Source organism: Streptomyces sp. NPDC005799 (assembly GCF_040630525.1).
Classification (GTDB): Bacteria; Actinomycetota; Actinomycetes; order Streptomycetales; family Streptomycetaceae; genus Streptomyces; species Streptomyces griseorubiginosus_B.
This window is the reverse complement of the sequence record NZ_JBEXXQ010000033.1, coordinates 1-17702: the sequence shown is the minus strand read 5'-3', so window position 1 is coordinate 17702 and position 17702 is coordinate 1. Positions and strand designations below refer to the sequence as shown.

Genomic DNA, 17702 nt, shown 5'->3' with positions numbered 1-17702 from the left:
CGGGTGGCGTCAAAGTCCGTACTGCTTCCAGCGGCGGTCGACCAGCGCCGTCGTGTCCGGGTCGGACTCAACCATCTGTGGCCAGCCTCCGTCGCGTACATAGCCTTCCTCGGGGAGTTTCCGGGTGGCGTCGATGCCCGCCTTGCCGCCCCAGAACTGCTGGTACGAGGCGTGGTCGAGGTGGTCCACCGGGCCCTCGACCACAGTCAGGTCGCGGGAGTAGTCGGCGTTGCCCAGCGCTCGCCAGGCCACCTGGTACAGATCGTGGACGTCGCAGTCCGCGTCCACCACGATGACGAGCTTGGACAGCGACAGCGAGTGCGCACCCCAGACGGCGTGCATCACCTTCTGCGCGTGCTTGGGGTACTTCTTGTCGATGGCGACGATCGCACAGTTGTGGAAGCCACCCGCCTCCGGCAGATGAAAGTCCACGATGTCCGGGATGATGATTTTGATCAGAGGCAGGAAGAAGCGCTCGGTCGCCCGTCCCAGCGGGCCGTCCTCCGTCGGGGGGCGACCGACAACGATCGACTGGAGCAGCGGGCGGCGCCGCATCGTGACGCAGTCGATGGTCAGGGCGGGGAATTCCTCCTGGGGTGTGTAGAAGCCGGTGTGGTCACCGAAGGGCCCCTCCGGCAGCATCCGCCCCGGCTCCAGCCAACCCTCCAGCACGACTTCGGCGCGCGCCGGAACCTGGAGCGGGACCGTCTTGCAGTGCACCATCTCCACCCTCTTGCCCTGGAGAAAGCCGGCCAACAGGTACTCGTCGATGCCCTCGGGCAATGGCGCCGTGGAGGCGTACGTCACCGCGGGCGGACAGCCGAAGGCAATGGCGACCGGCAGCCGCTCTCCGCGCTGCGCGGCCATCTGATAGTGATTGCGGCTGTTCTTGTGGATCTGCCAGTGCATTCCGATGGTGCGCTTGTCGTGCCGCTGGAGGCGGTAGAGGCCGAGGTTGCGGATGCCGCTCTCGGGGTCCTTGGTGTGGGTCAGGCCCAGATTGAAGAAGGACCCGGCGTCCTCGGGCCAGGTGAAGACCGCGGGCAGCTGCTCCAGGTCCACGTCGTCGCCGGTGAGGACCACCTCCTGCACCGGGGCGTCCTTCACCTTCTTCGGCGGTACGTGTGCGACGCTGCCGAGCTTGCCGAACGCTTCCCGCAAGCCCACGAAGCCCTGGGGCAGCTCCGTCTTGAGCAGCCCGCCGATCCGCTGGCTGATCTCGTCGTACGACTTCAGGCCGAGCGCTTTGAGCAGCCGCCGGTCGGTGCCGTAGACGTTCATGGCCAGCGGCATGGAGGAGCCCCGGACGTTCTCGAAAAGCAGGGCCGGTCCGCCTGCCTTGTTCACCCGGTCGGTGATCTCCCCGACCTCCAGATACGGATCGACCTCCGCCTTGATGCGCTTGAGGTCGCCGTCCCGCTCCAGCGCTCGCAGCAGCGAGCGAAGATCGTCGTAAGCCATGCGGCCCAGTATCCGCTGCTCCTCGCCCGATGCGTCATCGGGGCAGTCCGGTCCCTGTGACTGCCCCCCACCCCAGACGAGGCCCTCCTCCGGGGGGCATGTGGACCGTTCATTGAGCAAGTCGACGCCTGGCGTAAGTGACGTTCAGGCGTCCCGTTCCGACGGCCTGCCGGTTTCGGCCGTACCCGTGACCGATCCGCGCCTACGACCGTCAGCAGGTCGGCACGCCACGAGACCGCGCTTGCCCAGCGGTTGACCAAGCAGCTGCAGGATGTACAGGTCAGACGGGAGGAACTGGCGGTCGCGCAGGGCCGGTTGCACCGTCTGCCCGAGCAGGCCCAGGCCGATGTCGTGGCGGTCGCTCCAATCTCGGCGACGGTGGCCGGGACGACGGTACTGCTGCCCCCGCAGCGCCACGGCCGACGAGGGCGGACAGCCCGGTGCAGGTCAGGACGGTTGGCGAGCGGCCGGACTTGGACGCGTCGGTGCGCGGCAGGATGGCGTCGCCGCGGGCGAAGATGCCCAAGCTCGCCGAACGTGGCCGGCGGGGACCAGCCTTGCGACCCCGCCGAATGTGGGAAAGCCTACCGGTCCTGCGTCCGGCCCCCGAGCCTGAGCAGCCGCTCGGCGTTGGCGTGCGCGATCTTCTTCCGGTCCGGAGAGCTGACCGGCAGCCCGTCGAGGAACGCGCGCGCATCTTCGTTGCTGCTGTAGGGGTAGTCGACCGAGAACAGGATGCGATCGGTGCCCAGGGCATGCACGGCGGCGGCGAACGAGGCGTGGTCGAAGAAGCCGCTGGTGGTGACGTGGACGTTCTCGGTGAAGTACTCCTCGATCAGCCGGTCAAGGCCGCTGACCCTGTTCAGCATATGGTTCGCGCGCCAGATCATCGAGGGCAGACCTTCTCCCATGTGGCCGATGACGAGCTGCAAACGGGGGAACCGGTCGAAGACCCCGCCGAGGATCAGCCGGAGCACATGGAATCCGGTGTCGACGTGCTACCCCCATGATCCGTTGGCGAGGGCTGTGTTGACCATCGGGGAGAATCCGGTGTAAATCGCGTCGATCACCGGCTGAGGCGGCAAGGTGGGGTGGAGGTAGATCGGGACTTCCAGCGACTCCGCGGCCTCGAAGATCGGCCAGAAGAACTGGTCTTCGAGATAGCGTCCGTTGGCGTGTCCGTTCGCCATCGCCCCGACGAACCCCAGGCTGTTCACCGTCCGTTCGAGTTCCTTCGCGGCCGCGCCGGGATCGGGCGTCGGGAGCGTGGTGAACCCTGCGAAGCGGTCGGGATGGGCGGCGATCGCCTCGGCCGCGAGGTCGTTGGCCTCGATCGAGAGCCGTACGGCCGCGGCCGCATCCAGGTTCTCCGGGCCGGGCGTCGTCTGCGAGAGGACCTGCACATCGATGCCCGCCGCGTCCATGTTCGCAAGCCGCTGCTCCCCCAGATCGAGGAGCCGCGCGAGCCTCTGCTCGTCGGCCCACAAGACCTTCTGGCCGGTGGTCCGCCCGCCGGGCGCCCGTAAAAAGGGGTGGTCGGCATTCGCCTCCCGAAGGGCTTGCGTGCTGTAGTGCTCCTCCAGCGCGATGATCGTCATCGGGCGATCTCCACAGGAATGAACCGCATATACCGTGCCCCTCTCGTGCCCCACCGATGCCGGCTGCGCAACCTCGAAGACGCCGCAGACCAGTCGAGATTGTCCGGCCGCCTTGGTGGACCTGCGTTGCCATTGGGCGAGCGGTGTGCTCTTTTCATTCTCTGACGGTCCGTCAGGATTCCAGCGGCACGGGCAACGGTAGCGACCGGCCCCGGATCGGCAACACCTGCCAAGGAAGCAACGTGGCCCTACTTTTGGTCGGTGACCACTCCATGGTCAGCTAGCCCCCGCCGTGTTACGTTGCTGTCACTGTTACGTTGCTGCCCTGCGGCGGCGTCACCGTAGAAGAGCGGTACGTCATGAACCGTTATGCGCCCGTCAAAACCATCGTATTGCAGCGCACGTCGGCGGCTGTTATTCAGGCTGCCGTCGACATCGCACGAGACGCATTGGGCTCAGATGTCGCCTTCGCGGCGGTCGGGTCCGACTCCACGGAATTCCCGATCTCCTCGGCCAAAGGAATTCGCGACCCGCGCTGGAGCAGCATCGTCGTTCGCCCGCACACCGGACTCGGAGGCGAAGTCCTGGCGCGAGAACGCCCCATGATCGTCGCCGACTACGCAACGGACGCACACATCAGCCGGGACTTCGTCGAGATTGTGGCGCGGGGAGAGGGGCTGCGAGCGGTCGCCTGTGTCCCCGTGCTGGGCCCTGCCGGTGTCGAGGCCCTGCTTTATGCCGGCGCACACCTTGAGGGAGTGCTCGGCGACCGTGCGGTCACGGTTCTCGAACAGCTGGGCACGTTCGCATCAGTGGGGCTCGAGCAGGTTCGTGCGCGCGAGCTGGAACTCGAGCTCGCCCGCTTGCGCGAGCGGGAGCGCCTCGCCAGTCAGCTTCACGATTCCGTCGCACAACGGCTGTTCACGATCGGCGCGGTCGCGCAGGCATCTCGTGCCCAGGGCGACCCGACCGGTCTCATCGACGCGATCGAGGAGATCGAGACAACGGCGGCGGACGCGCGCCGGGAGTTGCGCGAGACGCTGCTCAAGCTCCACCGCGATCCCGAGAACCTCGTATTCGACGTGCAACTGGACGGTGAGGTACGCCTGTTGGAGACCATCACCGGTTGCACGGTGCGCGTTGTGCGGCGCGGTACTTTCACCCGCATGCCGGACCACATCGCCCGACTGGTGATCGACGCGGCGGTCGAAGGGACGCGGAACGCCGTGAAGCACGCTCATGCGGGTCTCGTCGAAGTTGAGATCGTCCACACGGAGGGAAGACTCTCACTCAAGGTCACCGCGCTGGCCGTCGATACGCCGTCGGAGCCACCGCACGAAACGCCCGCAGCGGGAACCGGGACTGGTATCCGCACACTGCGCACGCGCGCGGAGCGACTTGGAGGTTCGGTCCGACTCACGGGGGTCTCAGCCGGTCGGGCCACATTACGGCTCGACCTTCCGTACAACGATCTGGCGGTCACATGAAAGTACTCCTTGTGGACGACCATCCGGTGGCACGCCGCGGACTGAGCGTGGTCGTGAACTCCAATCTCGGGGAATGCGAGATTTTTGAAGCCGACGACGCGACAGCGGCTCTCGCTCTCGCTGACGACGAGCGTCCCGAAATGATCCTGATGGATGCCCGGATGCCTGGGTCCGTGCCGCCGGACGAGCTCTGCCAGGCGCTGCGTGCGCTACTTCCGAATGTTGTCATCGTTATCTTCACCGCCTTCGACGACATCACCGTCATTCATGCGTGTTTCGCCGCAGGCGCCAATGGGTGTCTGTTGAAGGACACATCAGAAATCAATATCGGCGCCTCCCTGCGGGCGCTCCTCGCGGGTCAGCTGGTGTGCGACCCGCGGATCGCCAAGCAATTCGCCCCAGAGTTCGCCAGGCGTTTCGCAAGCAGAACGGTCAAGCTCACCGATCGAGAACAGGAAGTGCTCGCGCTCCTCGCGCACGGGTGCTCGAACCGCAAGATCGCGCAACAGCTCTGTCTCTCCGAGACGACCGTGAAGGGATATGTGACCGGTCTTCTCCAGAGGCTGGACGCATCCTCCCGGCTGGAGGCCGTCGTCCGTGCCTACGAGCTCGGGATCGTCGTGCCCGGTGCTCTGACGCACTCGTGGTCTCCGGGCGGTGAGACGTCAAACCTGTGATCGTCGACCACGGTGCACGACCGCAGTGCTCGACGCTTCACCGTCTACCGTGCACGTGTCGGCGAGGGGCGCGCCAGGCTCCTCGAAGACTGGTCGGAGACGGCCGGCGCCACGTCCGGCGGGGCACATGTCACTCGTCTTCGGTGTCCCGCCCGACCGACCCGCGCAGGAAGCCGGAGAACGTCTCCGCGGTCTGCCACGTAAGGCTTTCGAGCTCGACGGCGTCGAGCAGGATCCGATATCCGCGCCGGTGGGCATGGATCTCCAGTCGCTCGCCGTTGCGCGTGTAGACCTTGCGGACACGTATGTCGGCGAACTCGTTGGAAATCCGGATCGGTGGGTCGTCGCTGTTGTGGTATTCGGGCATGAGGCCCCCTCTAGAGGAAAACGCCGAGATTCGCCGTGCCGAGGATGGTGTGGTTGAGCAGCACTTCGCGTCGCCGCAGGCGCCACTCCCCCGCCTCCGAGCGCAGCACGTCATGACGGTCGGCCACCAGCAGGTCGTAGTCGGCGGTGTCCCACTGGGAGCGGTGGAGCATCAAGTAGCTCTTCACCTCCACCTCACCCGGTCCCAGCTCGCGCACGCGCACATTGGTCACGACACGGCGCGTGCGCGAGGGCGGGTCCTCCGCCCATGCGTGCTCGGTCAGCAGCCGGTCGACACGCAGGCGGATGCTCCAGAAGGTGTCCCTCATGTGGAAGGCCTCACGGCTGAACTCCGAGACGCCCGCGGCGCGCTCGCGCGTCGTGCGGATCGGTACCAGGTACTCCAGATCCTGGGACACACACGTGTCGATCCAGCCTGTGTAGTCGGCCGCGTCCAGGAGCTCGGCCTCCCGGTACAGAAAGTGTGTGCAGGCCCGCTCCAGTTCCGCACCGGCCAGTGGGGTGTTCGTCTGTTCTACGGTCATCGCGTCGCCTTTCGGGCCTCGTCACGAAGATATGGATGGGGCGTCGACTCGCTCTGCGCGTGAGCCGTTCTGAGCGAGCAGACGCCGGAACTTGAGCATGCTCCGCGTCGAATTGAGCGCGAGGACGCCCGTCACCCGGCCCGCGTGCTCGTAGAGCGCCACGAACCGCTGCTCGGCGACCGATCCCTCGACGATCCTGGTCCGATCGGTCGGTTGCGGGACTCCCGCGATCTCGATCTTGACGCCGTACTGCTCGGACCAGACGAAGGGGACCGGCGAGTAGCTGCCGGACGTGCGACCGTCGAGGAGGGCCTGTGCGACGAACGCGCCCTGCTCGGAAGCGTTGGTCCAATGCTCGATCCTCATCGCCCGCTCGAACAGCGGATTGAACCACCGCGCCACGTCACCCGCCGCGTAGACGCCTTCGACCGAGGTGGCACAGCGGTCGTCGCACAGCACGCCGTCGTCGATGTTCACACCGGACCCGGCGAGCCAGTCGGTCACCGGCCGCGCCCCGATGCCGACGACAACGACGTCCGCATCGATCATGCGGCCGTCTCTGAGGCGTACGCGCTCCACGCGCGCACCTCCGTCGAACCCCTCGACCGCCGTGCCGCAGATCAGCCTCACTCCCGCGGCCAAGGGAATCTCGGCACACGCGAGCGCGATCTCGGACCCGAGCACCCGCGCCATCGGAGCTACGAGGGGCTCGATCAGCACCACGTCGCACCCGAGCCGACGGGCGGTCGACGCGACCTCGCAGCCGATGAAGCCACCGCCGACTACGGCGACGCGCGGCGAGCCCTGCAGCGCGGACCGGAGCGTGAGGCAGTCATCCAGGGTCCTCAGCGGGTGAATCCCCTCGAAGAGGTCCCAGTCTCGCGGCAGCCAGGGAGCGCTGCCGGTCGCGATCACCAGGCCGTCATACCCCAGCGTTTCACCGTCATCGAGTTCCAGTGCCCTTCTCGCCGGATCCAGGGCGCGCGCTCGACGCCCGAGCCGCAGATCGAGGTCGAGCGCGGTCACCTGGTCGCCGGACAGCAGCTGGATGTCGTCCAGCGAGGCCTGGCCCTCGAGGACGGCCTTCGACAGCGGTGGACGGTCGTACGGCAGGCGCTTCTCCGCCCCGACCAACACGACCTCGCCGTCAAAGCCGCGATCACGTAGGGTCTCGGCGGTTCGGACGCCCGCGAGCGAAGCACCGACCACGACGATGCGCCGTTGTCGGGACATCGTCAGCCTTCCACGTCCAGCGCACGCGCCGGACAATCGCGGACGGCATGCTTCACTTCGGCCCGCAGTTCGTCCGGGGGCTCGTCGACGAGGAGCTGGACGAACCCTTCGTCGTCGAGATCGAACACACGCGGCTCGGCGACGACGCAATTGCCGTAACCCTGACACTTCCCGCGGTCCACCAGTACCTTCATGTCTCCCATTCCCCGCCGGCGACGCATTGCCCGTCACCCGCTGCAAAGCGCTGAGGTCGATCGAAGCCGACTGTACGGCCGTGCTCCGTCGGCGAACAGCGTCCAAAGGTCGGGGACAACTTGCTTCTTTTGAAGGGGTTACACCGGTGGATCACCGGGTTAGCGTCGGCGATGATGTCGCCCTGAAAATCGACGGGCCTCTTTCGATCAGGCATCTTCGAGAAAGCGAACGCGAGGAGGATCTCATGGCTTCTGCTGACCGGCAGGCCATAACAGGCGGTTACGGTTCGCTGAACGGGTCGTTGCACACCTTTCTCTCGGAGGTCCGGACGGATCTCGAGCAAGGGGTGCTGTCGCCACGGGTGTTGAACGATCCGGATCTCCATCGCGCTGAACTGGACCGCATCTTCACCAAGTGCTGGGTGTTCGTCGGACATGTCTCGGAGATTCCCAGCCCGGGCGACTACGTCCTCCGCTATGTCGGCGAGGACCAGTTCATCCTCGTGCGCGACGAGCAGGGTGAGATCCAGCTGCTGCTGAACAACTGCGTTCACCGCGCCTCACCCGTGTGCCGGGCGGAGAAGGGGAACACATCGCATTTCCGGTGCCCGTATCACGGCTGGATCTACAAGAACTCCGGCGAATGGAACGGCGCACCGTATCGCGCCAAGGCATATCGCAAGCTCGACGCCGACCGCTGGGGGCTGCGCAAGGCGCCCCACGTGGACAGCTACCAGGGGTTGATCTTCGCCTGTCTGGACCCTGATGCGGTGCCTCTACGCGAGTACCTGGGCGACATGTGCTGGTACCTGGACGTGGTGTTCGGTCTCAAGGAGCAGGGGATGAGGGTGGTCGGCGAACCCCACCGCTGGATCGTCCCGTCCAACTGGAAATCAGGCGCCGAGAACTTCGTCGGCGACGGCTACCACGTACAGTCCGCACACCGCTCGCTCAGTGACATCGGGCTCGTCCCCACTGAGCGCTCCGCCGGCCTCCACGTCAGTCTCAACAACGGGCACGGGGTGCTCGTCATCGAAAGGACCGTCCCCGAGTCGTTCGGGGCCACGGACTTTCCGCCTGAGGTCGCCTCGACGTTCGAGCTGGACCGGTTGGACGACAACCAGCGCGCCTTCCTGACCCGACACTCGGTAGTCGGATTCACGATCTTCCCGAACCTGTCGCTCTTCCGGGCCGCCGGCGTCACGGAGGACGGCCGGCCTACGGCGGTCCAGATCAGTCTGCGACAGTGGCAACCGCGCGGGCCCGAGCAGATGGAGCTGTGGAACTGGCCCATGGTGTGGGACTCGGCGCCCGAGGAATTCAACCGGGCCTCGTACGACGCCAGCGTTTTCAGCTTCGGCCCCTCCGGAGTGTTCGAACAGGACGACACCGTGGTCTGGCGTGGCGGCCCCACGGTGGGCCGCTCGGTGTTCGCTCGTAAGGGCATGAAGCTCAACTTCCAGATGGGTATGGACGGGATGAGCGACTACGAGGACATCCCCGACTGGATGGGACCTGGCGAAGCCAGTACGACGTTCTTCGGCGAGCGAAACCAGCGCCGCTGGTGGCAGCGCTGGAGCGAGGCTCTGGCAGCGTCCTGACGCGCGAGGGCGTGGTGATGGCGGCGGCTCGTCGCCATCACCACGCGGGGCGCTCGCCGTCATCATGCCGGGGCGGTTATCGGCTTGCTGATCGAGCGCTCGATCGCCGAGGCACGGGACCACGACATCGACCGTACGATGGCGACGCTGGTGCAGGACTGCGTCTACCACTACTGGGGTGACCCCTGTCCGCTCAAGCAGACCGACCAAGAGGTCGTCGGCGCGGAGGCGGTGCGCGCGAACTACGTCGAGGGCATGGCGAACGGCGCGCTGGACATGGACAGCCTCGAAGTCGACGTCGAGCGTTTCTTCATCAACGACGGCACCATCGCCTGAGACGGGTGGGAGCTGTTCCGACTGCCCGGGGCGGCGCTGGTCGCGGCGGGTGTACCCCTGCCGGCCGGGGGAACGGTCGACGCCGCTTTCGTGTCCCTGGCGAGGTCGGCCATCGTCATCCAGTTCCGTGACGTCCTGCTGGCCGGAGAGGACTACTACTTCGACGGCCAGGACATCTGGGAGAAGGCGGCTCTTTGACCGTGCCCGGGTGTGAGGCCGTGCCCACGGTCTTCGTGGGTACGGCCCTCGTGGACGAGGTCCTCGCGGGCGCGGCCCCACACATGCGACAGGTCCCGCCGCACGCAACCTCGCCGGCCGCGGGGCGAGGCCCCGAAGCGCAGGCTTCCAGCGTGTACGGTGAGGGTGTCGGCCACCAGAGCGGCCTCGGGCCCGGGCCGGCCGCCGCCCTGCCGGCGGCGACGAGGGCTTCAGCGCTCCGGGAACGCACCTGTCCCCCGGCCAGGTCACCGCTTGTATGCCTCCAGGCCGGGACGGAACGACTTGTCGTCGAGGAACTGCTTGAGCCCCTGGGCACGCCCGTCTTCCGCGTCGGCGTACAGCGCCTCGGCGAACTTGGCGTTGATGTAGTTCTCCGCCTCGGTCCAGCCCATGCCCCGGATGTGACGGACTGTCTCCTTGGTGCCGCGAACGATTGCCGTGTTCTTGGTCTTCATCATCTCGGCGATCTCCAGCACCCGGGCACGAAGCCGATCTCGGGGGACGGACTCGTTCACCAGACCGACCTCAGCCGCCTTGCGACCGTCGAACGTCTCGCCGGTGATGCTGTAGTACATCGCGTCACGCAGGCTCATCGTGTGGGCCACCGCAAGGGGGACGTTACCCCCCGGGACGATGCCCCAGTTGACCTCCGACAGACCGAACATCGCGTCGTCGGCCGCGACCGCGAGATCACAGTTGCCCAGTGGGTGGAAGGCGCCGCCGAAGCAGTACCCGTTCACCATCGCGATGGTCGGCAGCGGGAACTGACGCAGCCGCGGCCCCTGCCACTCGAAGCAGGAACGCTGCTTGATCTCCCGCTCCACCGGTGACAGGGCGTCGGTGTCGCGGAAGAACTCCTTCAGGTCCATGCCGGCGGAGAACGCCTCGCCCGCGCCGGTGAGCACCATCACCCGGGCCTCGCGGTCCAGAGCGACCGCGTCCAGCACTTCGAGCATCTCGTCATTGAGGGTGGGGCTCATGCAGTTGCGCTTCTCGGGGCGGTTGAGCACCACCCACGCGATCTCGTTCTCGACAGAGGCCTTGACGGTGCTCCACGTGCCGAGTTCTCGGTGGGTCGAAGGAGCGGCGGAGGCGGTTTCGCCGGTGCTGGCCATGGTCGGGTCTCCAGTCCCTCGGGTGATTGGTCGTTACGGGGTTCATGCCGTCACCCCGATCCAACGTTAGTCTTTTTTCCATCCCAACAGCAAGGATGACGACGAATGTTTGGAGTGGCTATCATCCCTTGCATGGCGGGACCGCTGGACACGTCTTCATCGCTCGAACCCGAGGTTGCTCGTGCCCGGCGACCCAAGTGGATGGCCCTGATGCTGTTGGGGTTCCTGGTTCACGAGCGCCCGCTCGCGCTGTCCACCGGCACGTTCATCGAGCTGCTGTCACGGCTCGGCACATCCGCTCACGCGGCACGATCCACCCTCACGCGGATGGTGGACAGCGGGCTCCTGGAACGCCATCGGCGAGGCCGGGAGACCTACTACGCCCTCACCCCGCACGGATCCCGCACTCTCCGTGAGGGGAACGCCTACGCCTGGCACCACGCCGATCCCGAGTGGAACGGCACGTGGACCGTCCTCGCCTACTCCATTCCAGAGGAACGACGCGCTCTCCGGCTCCGGCTCCGGTCACGGCTCGCCTGGGGTGGGTTCGGCATGCTCCGCAGCGGTGTGTGGATCGCGCCCGGGTGCGTCGACGTAACCGGCCTTCTGGACGGCCTGGAGGTCCTCGACGACGTACGCGTCTTCTCCAGCACACCCGCCGCCGTGACGGAGACCACCGCTCTCATCGAAGAGGCCTACGATCTGGATGAGATCGCCGATCGCTACGTCCGTTACATCACCCGCTGGAGCGGCGACCCGTTGGCCGCCCTTCCCGACGAACTGTGTGCATTTCTCGTGTTGCGCAGTGAGTGGCAACAACTCGTGCAGGCCGATCCCCGTCTCCCCGCCGAGTACCTGCCGGCCGGATGGCCCGCCGCCGCGGCGGAGAAACTGTTCCGAGGCCTGTACCAGCAGTTGGAAGGACCGGCCACGCGCACAGTGAAGGATTTCGCGGGGTTCCTGAGCATCGAATAGACGGTCGTGTCGGGCGCCCGGTCAGCCGAGATCGAGTCCGATTGGATCGGGCCCGGCGAGGCCAGCACCTCGGGCCTTTGACGAGAGGAACCAGCGCCGCTGGTGGCAGCGCTGGAGCGAGGCTCCGGCCTCGTCCTGACACGCGAGAGAAAAGCTGAGGGTGGGCGGCGCCCCGCCCACCCTCGCTGAACATCACCCTGCTGCTCATGCGGTCCGTGGTGCCGTCTCGTACGGCTTGACGGCGTCGTAGATGAAGTCGCCACCGTCGGCATAAGGGGCTGATCCCGTGCGGTCGAGCGCTTGTTCCATCACGGTCGGCATGGCCTCCAGGGTCAGGTCCGGGTCGGGCTGCGTCTCGGCAGTCTGACTGATGTAGGCCTCACTGACCGCACCGCCGGCCGCGTTGATGATCTTGCCGGAGATCGTGCACTCCTCATGGGCCAGCCACGTCGCCACCGGAGCAACGGTTTCGGGGACCAGTCCTGCCGCCTGGTTGCGTTCGCTGAACTCCTGTTTGAGCATCGTTCGCAGCGCGACCGTGTCGGCGAACGGTGACAGGGCGTTCGCCTTGATCCCGTGCTTCGCTCCCTCGGACGCCAGCGAGCGCGTCAGCCCTATCACGCCGAGCTTGGCGGCGGAGTAGATCGACTGAGTCGGCATCCCCATCAGCGCGACGCCCGAGGTGACGTTGACCAGGCGCCCGTAGTTCTGCGCGGCCATGTGCGGCCATGCGGCGCGGCACATCCAGATGTGACCCATGAGATGCACGCCGACGACCCGTTCGATGTCCTGGTCGGTGATCTCGTCGAACATCGCGAACGGTGCGATGCCGGCGTTGTTGATCACGATGTCGAGACGGCCCCACGTCTCCACAGCGGTGTCCACGATCGCCCGCGCGCTGTCACGCTCCGCCACGGAATGCCCGTCCGCGACAGCCTCGCCGCCGGCCGAACGGATCTCCTCCACCACCGCCTGCGCGCCGGGGCCGATCTGCCCACGCCCGTCGGGCCCCACACCGAGGTCGTTCACCACGACCTTGGCGCCCCTCGATGCCAGAAGCAGCGCGTACGACCGCCCGAGCCCCGGGTTGGTGCCCGCGCCCGTCACGATCGCCACCCGTCCGTCGAACCGGAACTTCTCCGTGCTCATCCGTCCTCCACGGTGCCGTTGAAGTTGACCGAACCCCCGCCCCGGACGCACGACAACGCTCTGACAAGTACGTGTTGTGCCCGAACCCGTCGGGGGACAGCCAGCGACGCTAACCGCGCGCCCGGACCACCACCAGCGTCCGAAGGTAGGGCGCGGAGCGCTCCCTTTGGGGGGTTTACGGCCGTGCCTCCGCCGGGCGAGCCTCGGAGCGCCGCAGCAGGCAAGCGCTCCAGGAAGGAGAGACAGCCTATGCCGGTGACACCTCCCGGGCGGGATGCCGTTCCCAACATGACGGACTACGACGCCGAGCGGGCTCGGTTTCGCTGGGAAGTCCCGAAGCGGTTCAACGCCGTGCTGGACATCCTCGAACGCCGGGCGGAGCAGAGACCGGACGACCTGGCCCTGGTGACGCTGCGCCGCGACGGCGCCGTCGCCACGTCGTTCACGTTCCGCGAACTCAACCTGGCGAGCCGGCGCATGGGGCACGCCCTCGCCGGACTGGGCGTCGGCAAGGGCGACCGGATCTTCGTGGTGCTCCCGCGGATCGCCGAGTGGTACGTGGCAATGCTCGGCGCCATCCGGATCGGTGCCGTCCCCGTTCCCGGCACACCGCAGCTGACGTCCCGCGACATCGAGTACCGGATCGACCGGTCGGAAGCCGTCGCCGCCGTCACCGACGGCGACGGGGCGGTCAAGATCGACAAAATCGCCGAACGCCTGCCGACGCTCGCACATCGCATCGTCGTCGGCTCCGCGCCGTCCGCCGGCTGGCACTCGATGGACGGGCTGCTGGCGCGGGCGTCGGACGGGCCGACACCCGAGGACCCGACCGCCGCCGACGACATGATGCTCATCTACTTCACGTCCGGCACGGTCGCGTATCCCAAGATGGTCGCGCACACCCAGGCGAGCTTCGGGTACGGCCACGTGGTCACGGCCCGCTACTGGCAGGATCTCCGGCCCGGGGACCTGCACTGGACCCTGTCGGACACGGGGTGGGCGAAGGCCGCCTGGAGCAAGCTCTTCGGACAGTGGGCACAGGGCGCGACCGTCCTGGAGATGGACCTGGGAAAGTCCGACCCCGATCTGATCCTCGACACCCTCGCGCGCCACGGCGTCACGACGTTCTGCGCGCCGCCGACCCTGTACCGCTCGCTGGTCGTCGCCGATCTCACGCGCTACGACCTGTCCAGACTGCGCCACTGCGTTTCGGCCGGTGAGCCGCTCAATCCGGAGGTGATCCGGATCTGGGAGGAGGGCACACGCGGACTCGTCGTCCACGACGGCTACGGCCAGAGCGAGACAGTCAATGTGCTGGCCAACTTCCGCTGTCTGCCGGTGCGCAGCGGGTCGATGGGCAAACCCGTTCCCGGGTTCGTCGTCGACGTGGTCGACGACGACGGCACGCCGCTGTCCGTGGGTGACGAGGGCAACGTCGCCATCAGCGTGGAGCCCGAGCGGCCGGTCGGGCTGTTCTCCGGCTACTGGCGCGATCCCGACGCCACCGCCGCCGCGTTCAGCAACGGGTGGTACTTCACCGGCGACCGGGCACGCCGTGACGAGGACGGCTACTTCTGGTTCGAAGGCCGGCAGGACGATGTGATCACGTCCTCGGGATACCGCATCGGCCCGTTCGAGGTCGAGTCGGCGCTCGTGGAACATCCGGCCGTCGTAGAGGCCGCGGTCGTCGGGCAGGACGACCCCGCGCGAACGCAGATCGTCACCGCGTTCGTGCTCCTGCACCCCAGCGCGCAGGCCTCGCCGCAGCTCGCGAAGGAGTTGCAGGAGCACGTGAAGCGTCTGACCGCGCCGTACAAGTACCCGCGCGAGATCCGTTTCGTACCCGAGCTGCCCAAGACGGTGTCCGGGAAGATCCGCCACGGTGAGCTGCGCGACCGACTACGGGGCACCGCCGGTTCCTGAGATCCGCCGATACGAGCCACATGGAGGAGTATCCGATGACAACCGCTGACGAGGCCGCGACGCAGATCGACGGAAGGTGGGACCTCACCTGGCGCTCAGCCACTTTTCCGCCGCAGAGTGGCGTGTTCACCCTGACCCGGACCGGCGACTCGCTGTCAGTGCAGGTCGAGAGCAGTGTGGTCTCGGCCACCGTGGAAGGAACCGTCCAAGGGGGAAGCGCGTCGTGGACGGTCACCCTGGAGAACAACGCGGCTGCGATGAACTTCGTGGCCGATGTCGAGGGCGATCTGGTCTCGGGTTACGTCGAGCTGGGCTCCGGGCCCTTCCGGGAGAAGGCCCCGCTCGAGGGCGTGCGGGTCGGATCGGGCGCCCGGGTGCCGTACCGGGAGGGATCGGACGCGATCGCGGAGACGCTCATCGCGTGCGGGGTCGAGTACGTCTTCGGCTACACCGGCGGGGTGTCCACGAGCCTCGAGCGCAGCATCATCGGGCACGGCATCACGGACATGAACGCCCGCAACGAGCTGTCCGCGGCGTGGATGTCCTACGGCTACAACCGGGTGAAGCGGCGGGCCGCCTCCGCGACGCTGATGTGGTGTGTGGGCTCGATGCACGCCTCGCCGGTCGTGTACGCGGCCAAGCTCGACTCCACGCCCCTGGTGTTCATGATGATGGAGAACGCGGCGGCGTGGGACCTGCGGGACGCCCTGCAGGACGGGACGCAGCTGTATTCGGCGCTCAAACCCCTGTCGAAGTACATCACGCGTGTCGTCGACGGCCAGGATGTGCCGCTGGCCGTCCGGCAGGCGGTGCTCGCGGCGAGCACCGGCAAGTTCGGCCCGGCGGTGCTCGACCTCACCCACGACGCGATGTATCACAAGACCACGGTCAGGACGGAGGAACTCAGGCTGCCGGAGCCGCCGGCGGCGAGCGAGGCGAGCGTCCGGCGGACGCTCGAACTGATCAGGTCCGCCGAGCGGCCGGTGATACTGGCCGGTGCGGGTGTGCATCTGGCGGACGCGGGAGCCGATCTGCGCCGGTTCGTCGACACGAGCGGCATTCCGGTGGTGACGAGCGGGCCGGGCGGCCGCGGGGCGCTGCCGGACGACCACCCGCTCTACGCGGGCGACATGAGCGGCTGGGGGTACTTCGGGACCGGCACCGCAGTGGCCGAGGAGGCCGACCTGTGGATCGCGGTCGGGTTCTCCTTCTCCCAGACCGCCACCATGTCGTGGTCCCTCGCCAAGCCGGACGACGTCGTGCACGTCGACATCGAGGAGTCGCAGATCGGCCGGATCTTCCAGCCCACGCTGGGAGTCGTCGCCGACGCGAAGGCGTTCCTCGGTCAGCTCAACGGCCGGCTGGAAGCATCCGGCGGGCAGAGCCGGCACCGCGCGGCTGAGACGCGCGCGGCGGAGATCGCCGAGGTCAAGGACTCCTACCTCGAGACGCTGAAGTCCTTCGTCGGCGCCGACCCGATCGTGCCGGCCGCGCTCGGCCAGACTCTCTGCGAGGAGGTACCCGCCGGGACGATCTTCGTCAACGACGAGGGGTTCATGGTGCCGGGGATGGTGTACCAGGAGTCGAAGTATCCGTCCGGCTTCGCGTCACCACTGGGCTTCCACTACGCGTCGCTGGGATCGACCATCCCCGTGGCGATCGGCGCGAAGCTCGCCGCGCCCGACCGTCTGGTCGTCAGCGTCGGCGGCGACGCCGGCTTCTACTACGACTGCAGCGACCTCTCGGTACTCGCCGAGCGCAATCTCAAGGTCATCAGCATCGTCCTCAACAACGGCGGTCTGTACGGTGGCCGGCGTGCCCGTGAGCACGGTACCGGCGGCATGTCGGCGTCGGCGCACTGGACCGACCTTCCCGAGACCGACTACACCGCGGTCGCCCAGGGCATGGGCGTGCCGGGCGAGCGCGTGGAGAAGTCGGACCAGCTCGCCCCGGCGATCCGGCGGGCGATCGCCGCGGACGGCCCGTACTTCATCGAGGTGATCACGGCCGCCAGCACACTGCACCTGCTCCTCGGTGGAGGACCTGAGCAGAAGCCCAAGACCGCCCGCAAGTTCGGACACGGCGACCGGTTCGTCGAGGGCTCATGGCCGAACTGACGAACGGCGCCCCGATGCGCGCGGCCGGAGCACCTGGGACCGCGGCTCAACCGAAAAGAAGGAGAAGATCATGACTACCGTCGACCGGCATGAGGAATTGACCCGGGCGTCAGGGGCCCGTCTGCCCGATATGGCGCGGTTCGTCGAATTCCTCGAGGCCCGCAAGGCCGAGACGGAGAATCCGAAGCACGCCGCGATGATCAGCTTGTTGATCGAACATTCGATCGCCGAGGTGCGGGATCACGACATCGACCGGACCATGGCGACGCTGGTGGACGACTGCGTCTACCACTACTGGGGTGACGCCGGCGCGATCGAGATGAACGGCGGACGGGTCGCCCACCGAGAGGAGGTACGCGCGAACTACCTCGCACAAATGGCGAACGGCGCGCTGGCGATGGACAGCCTCGAGGTCGAGGTCGACCACTTCTTCGTCAACGATGACGCCATCGCATGGGACGGTTACGTGCGGATCCGGGTGCCGGGCGCCGCGCTGGCCGAGCTGGGTGGGCCCCTGCCCGACGGCGGAACCGTCGACGACGTCTTCGTGCAGAGGACGAGGGCCGCCATCTTCATCCCGTTCCGCGACGGCCTCATGGTCGGCGAGGACTACTACTTCGACGGCAAGGGCACCCTGGAGAAGGCGGCGTGACCTTGCCCGCGGTCTGAAAACCCTGCAGTGAGGCTCCCCCGCCGGGCGGCGGGG

At 67.2% G+C, this 17702-nt stretch carries 15 protein-coding genes and 1 pseudogene; 8 read left to right on the top strand and 8 right to left on the bottom strand.

Going from position 1 to position 17702, the window contains the following annotated elements:
• Positions 1–9: 9 nt before the first annotated feature.
• A complete protein-coding gene (locus ABZ453_RS29240) occupies positions 10–1461 on the bottom strand; it encodes a menaquinone biosynthesis decarboxylase (RefSeq protein WP_359019359.1) in 1452 nt (483 codons plus the stop codon).
• A gap of 584 nt (positions 1462–2045) precedes the next feature.
• Positions 2046–2885, bottom strand: a pseudogene (locus tag ABZ453_RS29235) (amidohydrolase family protein).
• 533 nt (positions 2886–3418) lie between these two features.
• On the opposite strand from ABZ453_RS29235, the gene ABZ453_RS29230 reads away from it, so the two are divergent.
• Positions 3419–4546 (top strand): histidine kinase, encoded by a 1128-nt coding sequence (locus ABZ453_RS29230; RefSeq protein WP_359019357.1) that lies wholly within the window; start codon positions 3419–3421, stop codon positions 4544–4546.
• Positions 4547–4557: 11 nt separating this feature from the next.
• A complete protein-coding gene (locus ABZ453_RS29225; RefSeq protein ID WP_359019355.1) occupies positions 4558–5223 on the top strand; it encodes a response regulator transcription factor in 666 nt (221 codons plus the stop codon).
• Positions 5224–5353: 130 nt separating this feature from the next.
• Here ABZ453_RS29225 and ABZ453_RS29220 read toward each other — a convergent pair whose 3' ends face one another.
• The 4 genes from ABZ453_RS29220 to ABZ453_RS29205 are packed head-to-tail and all read right to left on the bottom strand — an operon-like array spanning position 5354 to position 7561.
• Positions 5354–5590 carry a dihydrodiol dehydrogenase gene (locus tag ABZ453_RS29220; protein ID WP_359019354.1) on the bottom strand — a complete coding sequence of 79 codons (237 nt, stop codon included), beginning with the start codon at positions 5588–5590 and terminating at the stop codon, positions 5354–5356.
• 10 nt (positions 5591–5600) lie between these two features.
• Complete coding sequence (locus tag ABZ453_RS29215) at positions 5601–6134, bottom strand: 3-phenylpropionate/cinnamic acid dioxygenase subunit beta (RefSeq protein WP_359019352.1); 534 nt, start codon at positions 6132–6134, stop codon at positions 5601–5603.
• Between the two features lie 21 nt (positions 6135–6155).
• Complete coding sequence (locus ABZ453_RS29210) at positions 6156–7367, bottom strand: FAD-dependent oxidoreductase (RefSeq protein WP_359019350.1); 1212 nt, start codon at positions 7365–7367, stop codon at positions 6156–6158.
• 2 nt (positions 7368–7369) lie between these two features.
• Entirely contained in the window at positions 7370–7561 is a 192-nt protein-coding gene (locus ABZ453_RS29205; protein ID WP_359019348.1) for a ferredoxin, read from the bottom strand.
• A gap of 146 nt (positions 7562–7707) precedes the next feature.
• Between ABZ453_RS29205 and ABZ453_RS29200 the strand changes: the two genes are divergently transcribed.
• A complete protein-coding gene (locus ABZ453_RS29200) occupies positions 7708–9162 on the top strand; it encodes a Rieske 2Fe-2S domain-containing protein (RefSeq protein WP_359019346.1) in 1455 nt (484 codons plus the stop codon).
• Positions 9163–9246: 84 nt separating this feature from the next.
• A complete protein-coding gene (locus ABZ453_RS29195; protein ID WP_359019344.1) occupies positions 9247–9498 on the top strand; it encodes a hypothetical protein in 252 nt (83 codons plus the stop codon).
• Between the two features lie 464 nt (positions 9499–9962).
• Here the strand turns inward: ABZ453_RS29195 and ABZ453_RS29190 are convergent, their stop codons facing one another.
• Entirely contained in the window at positions 9963–10832 is an 870-nt protein-coding gene (locus ABZ453_RS29190) for a p-hydroxycinnamoyl CoA hydratase/lyase (RefSeq protein WP_359019342.1), read from the bottom strand.
• A gap of 132 nt (positions 10833–10964) precedes the next feature.
• Between ABZ453_RS29190 and ABZ453_RS29185 the strand changes: the two genes are divergently transcribed.
• Positions 10965–11807: a PaaX family transcriptional regulator C-terminal domain-containing protein gene (locus tag ABZ453_RS29185; RefSeq protein WP_359019340.1), complete on the top strand. Its 843-nt coding sequence runs from the start codon at positions 10965–10967 to the stop codon at positions 11805–11807.
• A gap of 204 nt (positions 11808–12011) precedes the next feature.
• Here ABZ453_RS29185 and ABZ453_RS29180 read toward each other — a convergent pair whose 3' ends face one another.
• Positions 12012–12956, bottom strand: coding sequence for an SDR family NAD(P)-dependent oxidoreductase (locus tag ABZ453_RS29180; RefSeq protein WP_359019338.1), 945 nt, complete (start codon positions 12954–12956; stop codon positions 12012–12014).
• 288 nt (positions 12957–13244) lie between these two features.
• Here ABZ453_RS29180 and ABZ453_RS29175 point away from each other — a divergent pair, with 288 nt between their 5' ends.
• The 3 genes from ABZ453_RS29175 (at position 13245) to ABZ453_RS29165 (ending at position 17648) form a co-directional block, all read left to right on the top strand.
• Positions 13245–14879: an AMP-binding protein gene (locus ABZ453_RS29175; protein WP_359019336.1), complete on the top strand. Its 1635-nt coding sequence runs from the start codon at positions 13245–13247 to the stop codon at positions 14877–14879.
• Between the two features lie 35 nt (positions 14880–14914).
• The gene (locus ABZ453_RS29170) at positions 14915–16996 is read left to right on the top strand and encodes a thiamine pyrophosphate-binding protein (RefSeq protein WP_359019334.1); all 2082 of its coding nucleotides are present in this window, start codon (positions 14915–14917) and stop codon (positions 16994–16996) included.
• A gap of 70 nt (positions 16997–17066) precedes the next feature.
• Entirely contained in the window at positions 17067–17648 is a 582-nt protein-coding gene (locus tag ABZ453_RS29165; protein WP_359019332.1) for a hypothetical protein, read from the top strand.
• Positions 17649–17702 lie beyond the last annotated feature (54 nt).

Coding starts and splice junctions, on each gene's coding strand:
- ABZ453_RS29180 (WP_359019338.1), bottom strand. CDS start 12,956: ATGAGCACGGAGAAGTTCCGGTTCGACGGACGGGTGGCGATCGTGACG.
- ABZ453_RS29210 (WP_359019350.1), bottom strand. CDS start 7,367: ATGTCCCGACAACGGCGCATCGTCGTGGTCGGTGCTTCGCTCGCGGGC.
- ABZ453_RS29205 (WP_359019348.1), bottom strand. CDS start 7,561: ATGAAGGTACTGGTGGACCGCGGGAAGTGTCAGGGTTACGGCAATTGC.
- ABZ453_RS29165 (WP_359019332.1), top strand. CDS start 17,067: ATGACTACCGTCGACCGGCATGAGGAATTGACCCGGGCGTCAGGGGCC.
- ABZ453_RS29220 (WP_359019354.1), bottom strand. CDS start 5,590: ATGCCCGAATACCACAACAGCGACGACCCACCGATCCGGATTTCCAAC.
- ABZ453_RS29215 (WP_359019352.1), bottom strand. CDS start 6,134: ATGACCGTAGAACAGACGAACACCCCACTGGCCGGTGCGGAACTGGAG.
- ABZ453_RS29240 (WP_359019359.1), bottom strand. CDS start 1,461: ATGGCTTACGACGATCTTCGCTCGCTGCTGCGAGCGCTGGAGCGGGAC.
- ABZ453_RS29175 (WP_359019336.1), top strand. CDS start 13,245: ATGACGGACTACGACGCCGAGCGGGCTCGGTTTCGCTGGGAAGTCCCG.
- ABZ453_RS29170 (WP_359019334.1), top strand. CDS start 14,915: ATGACAACCGCTGACGAGGCCGCGACGCAGATCGACGGAAGGTGGGAC.
- ABZ453_RS29190 (WP_359019342.1), bottom strand. CDS start 10,832: ATGGCCAGCACCGGCGAAACCGCCTCCGCCGCTCCTTCGACCCACCGA.
- ABZ453_RS29230 (WP_359019357.1), top strand. CDS start 3,419: ATGAACCGTTATGCGCCCGTCAAAACCATCGTATTGCAGCGCACGTCG.
- ABZ453_RS29185 (WP_359019340.1), top strand. CDS start 10,965: ATGGCGGGACCGCTGGACACGTCTTCATCGCTCGAACCCGAGGTTGCT.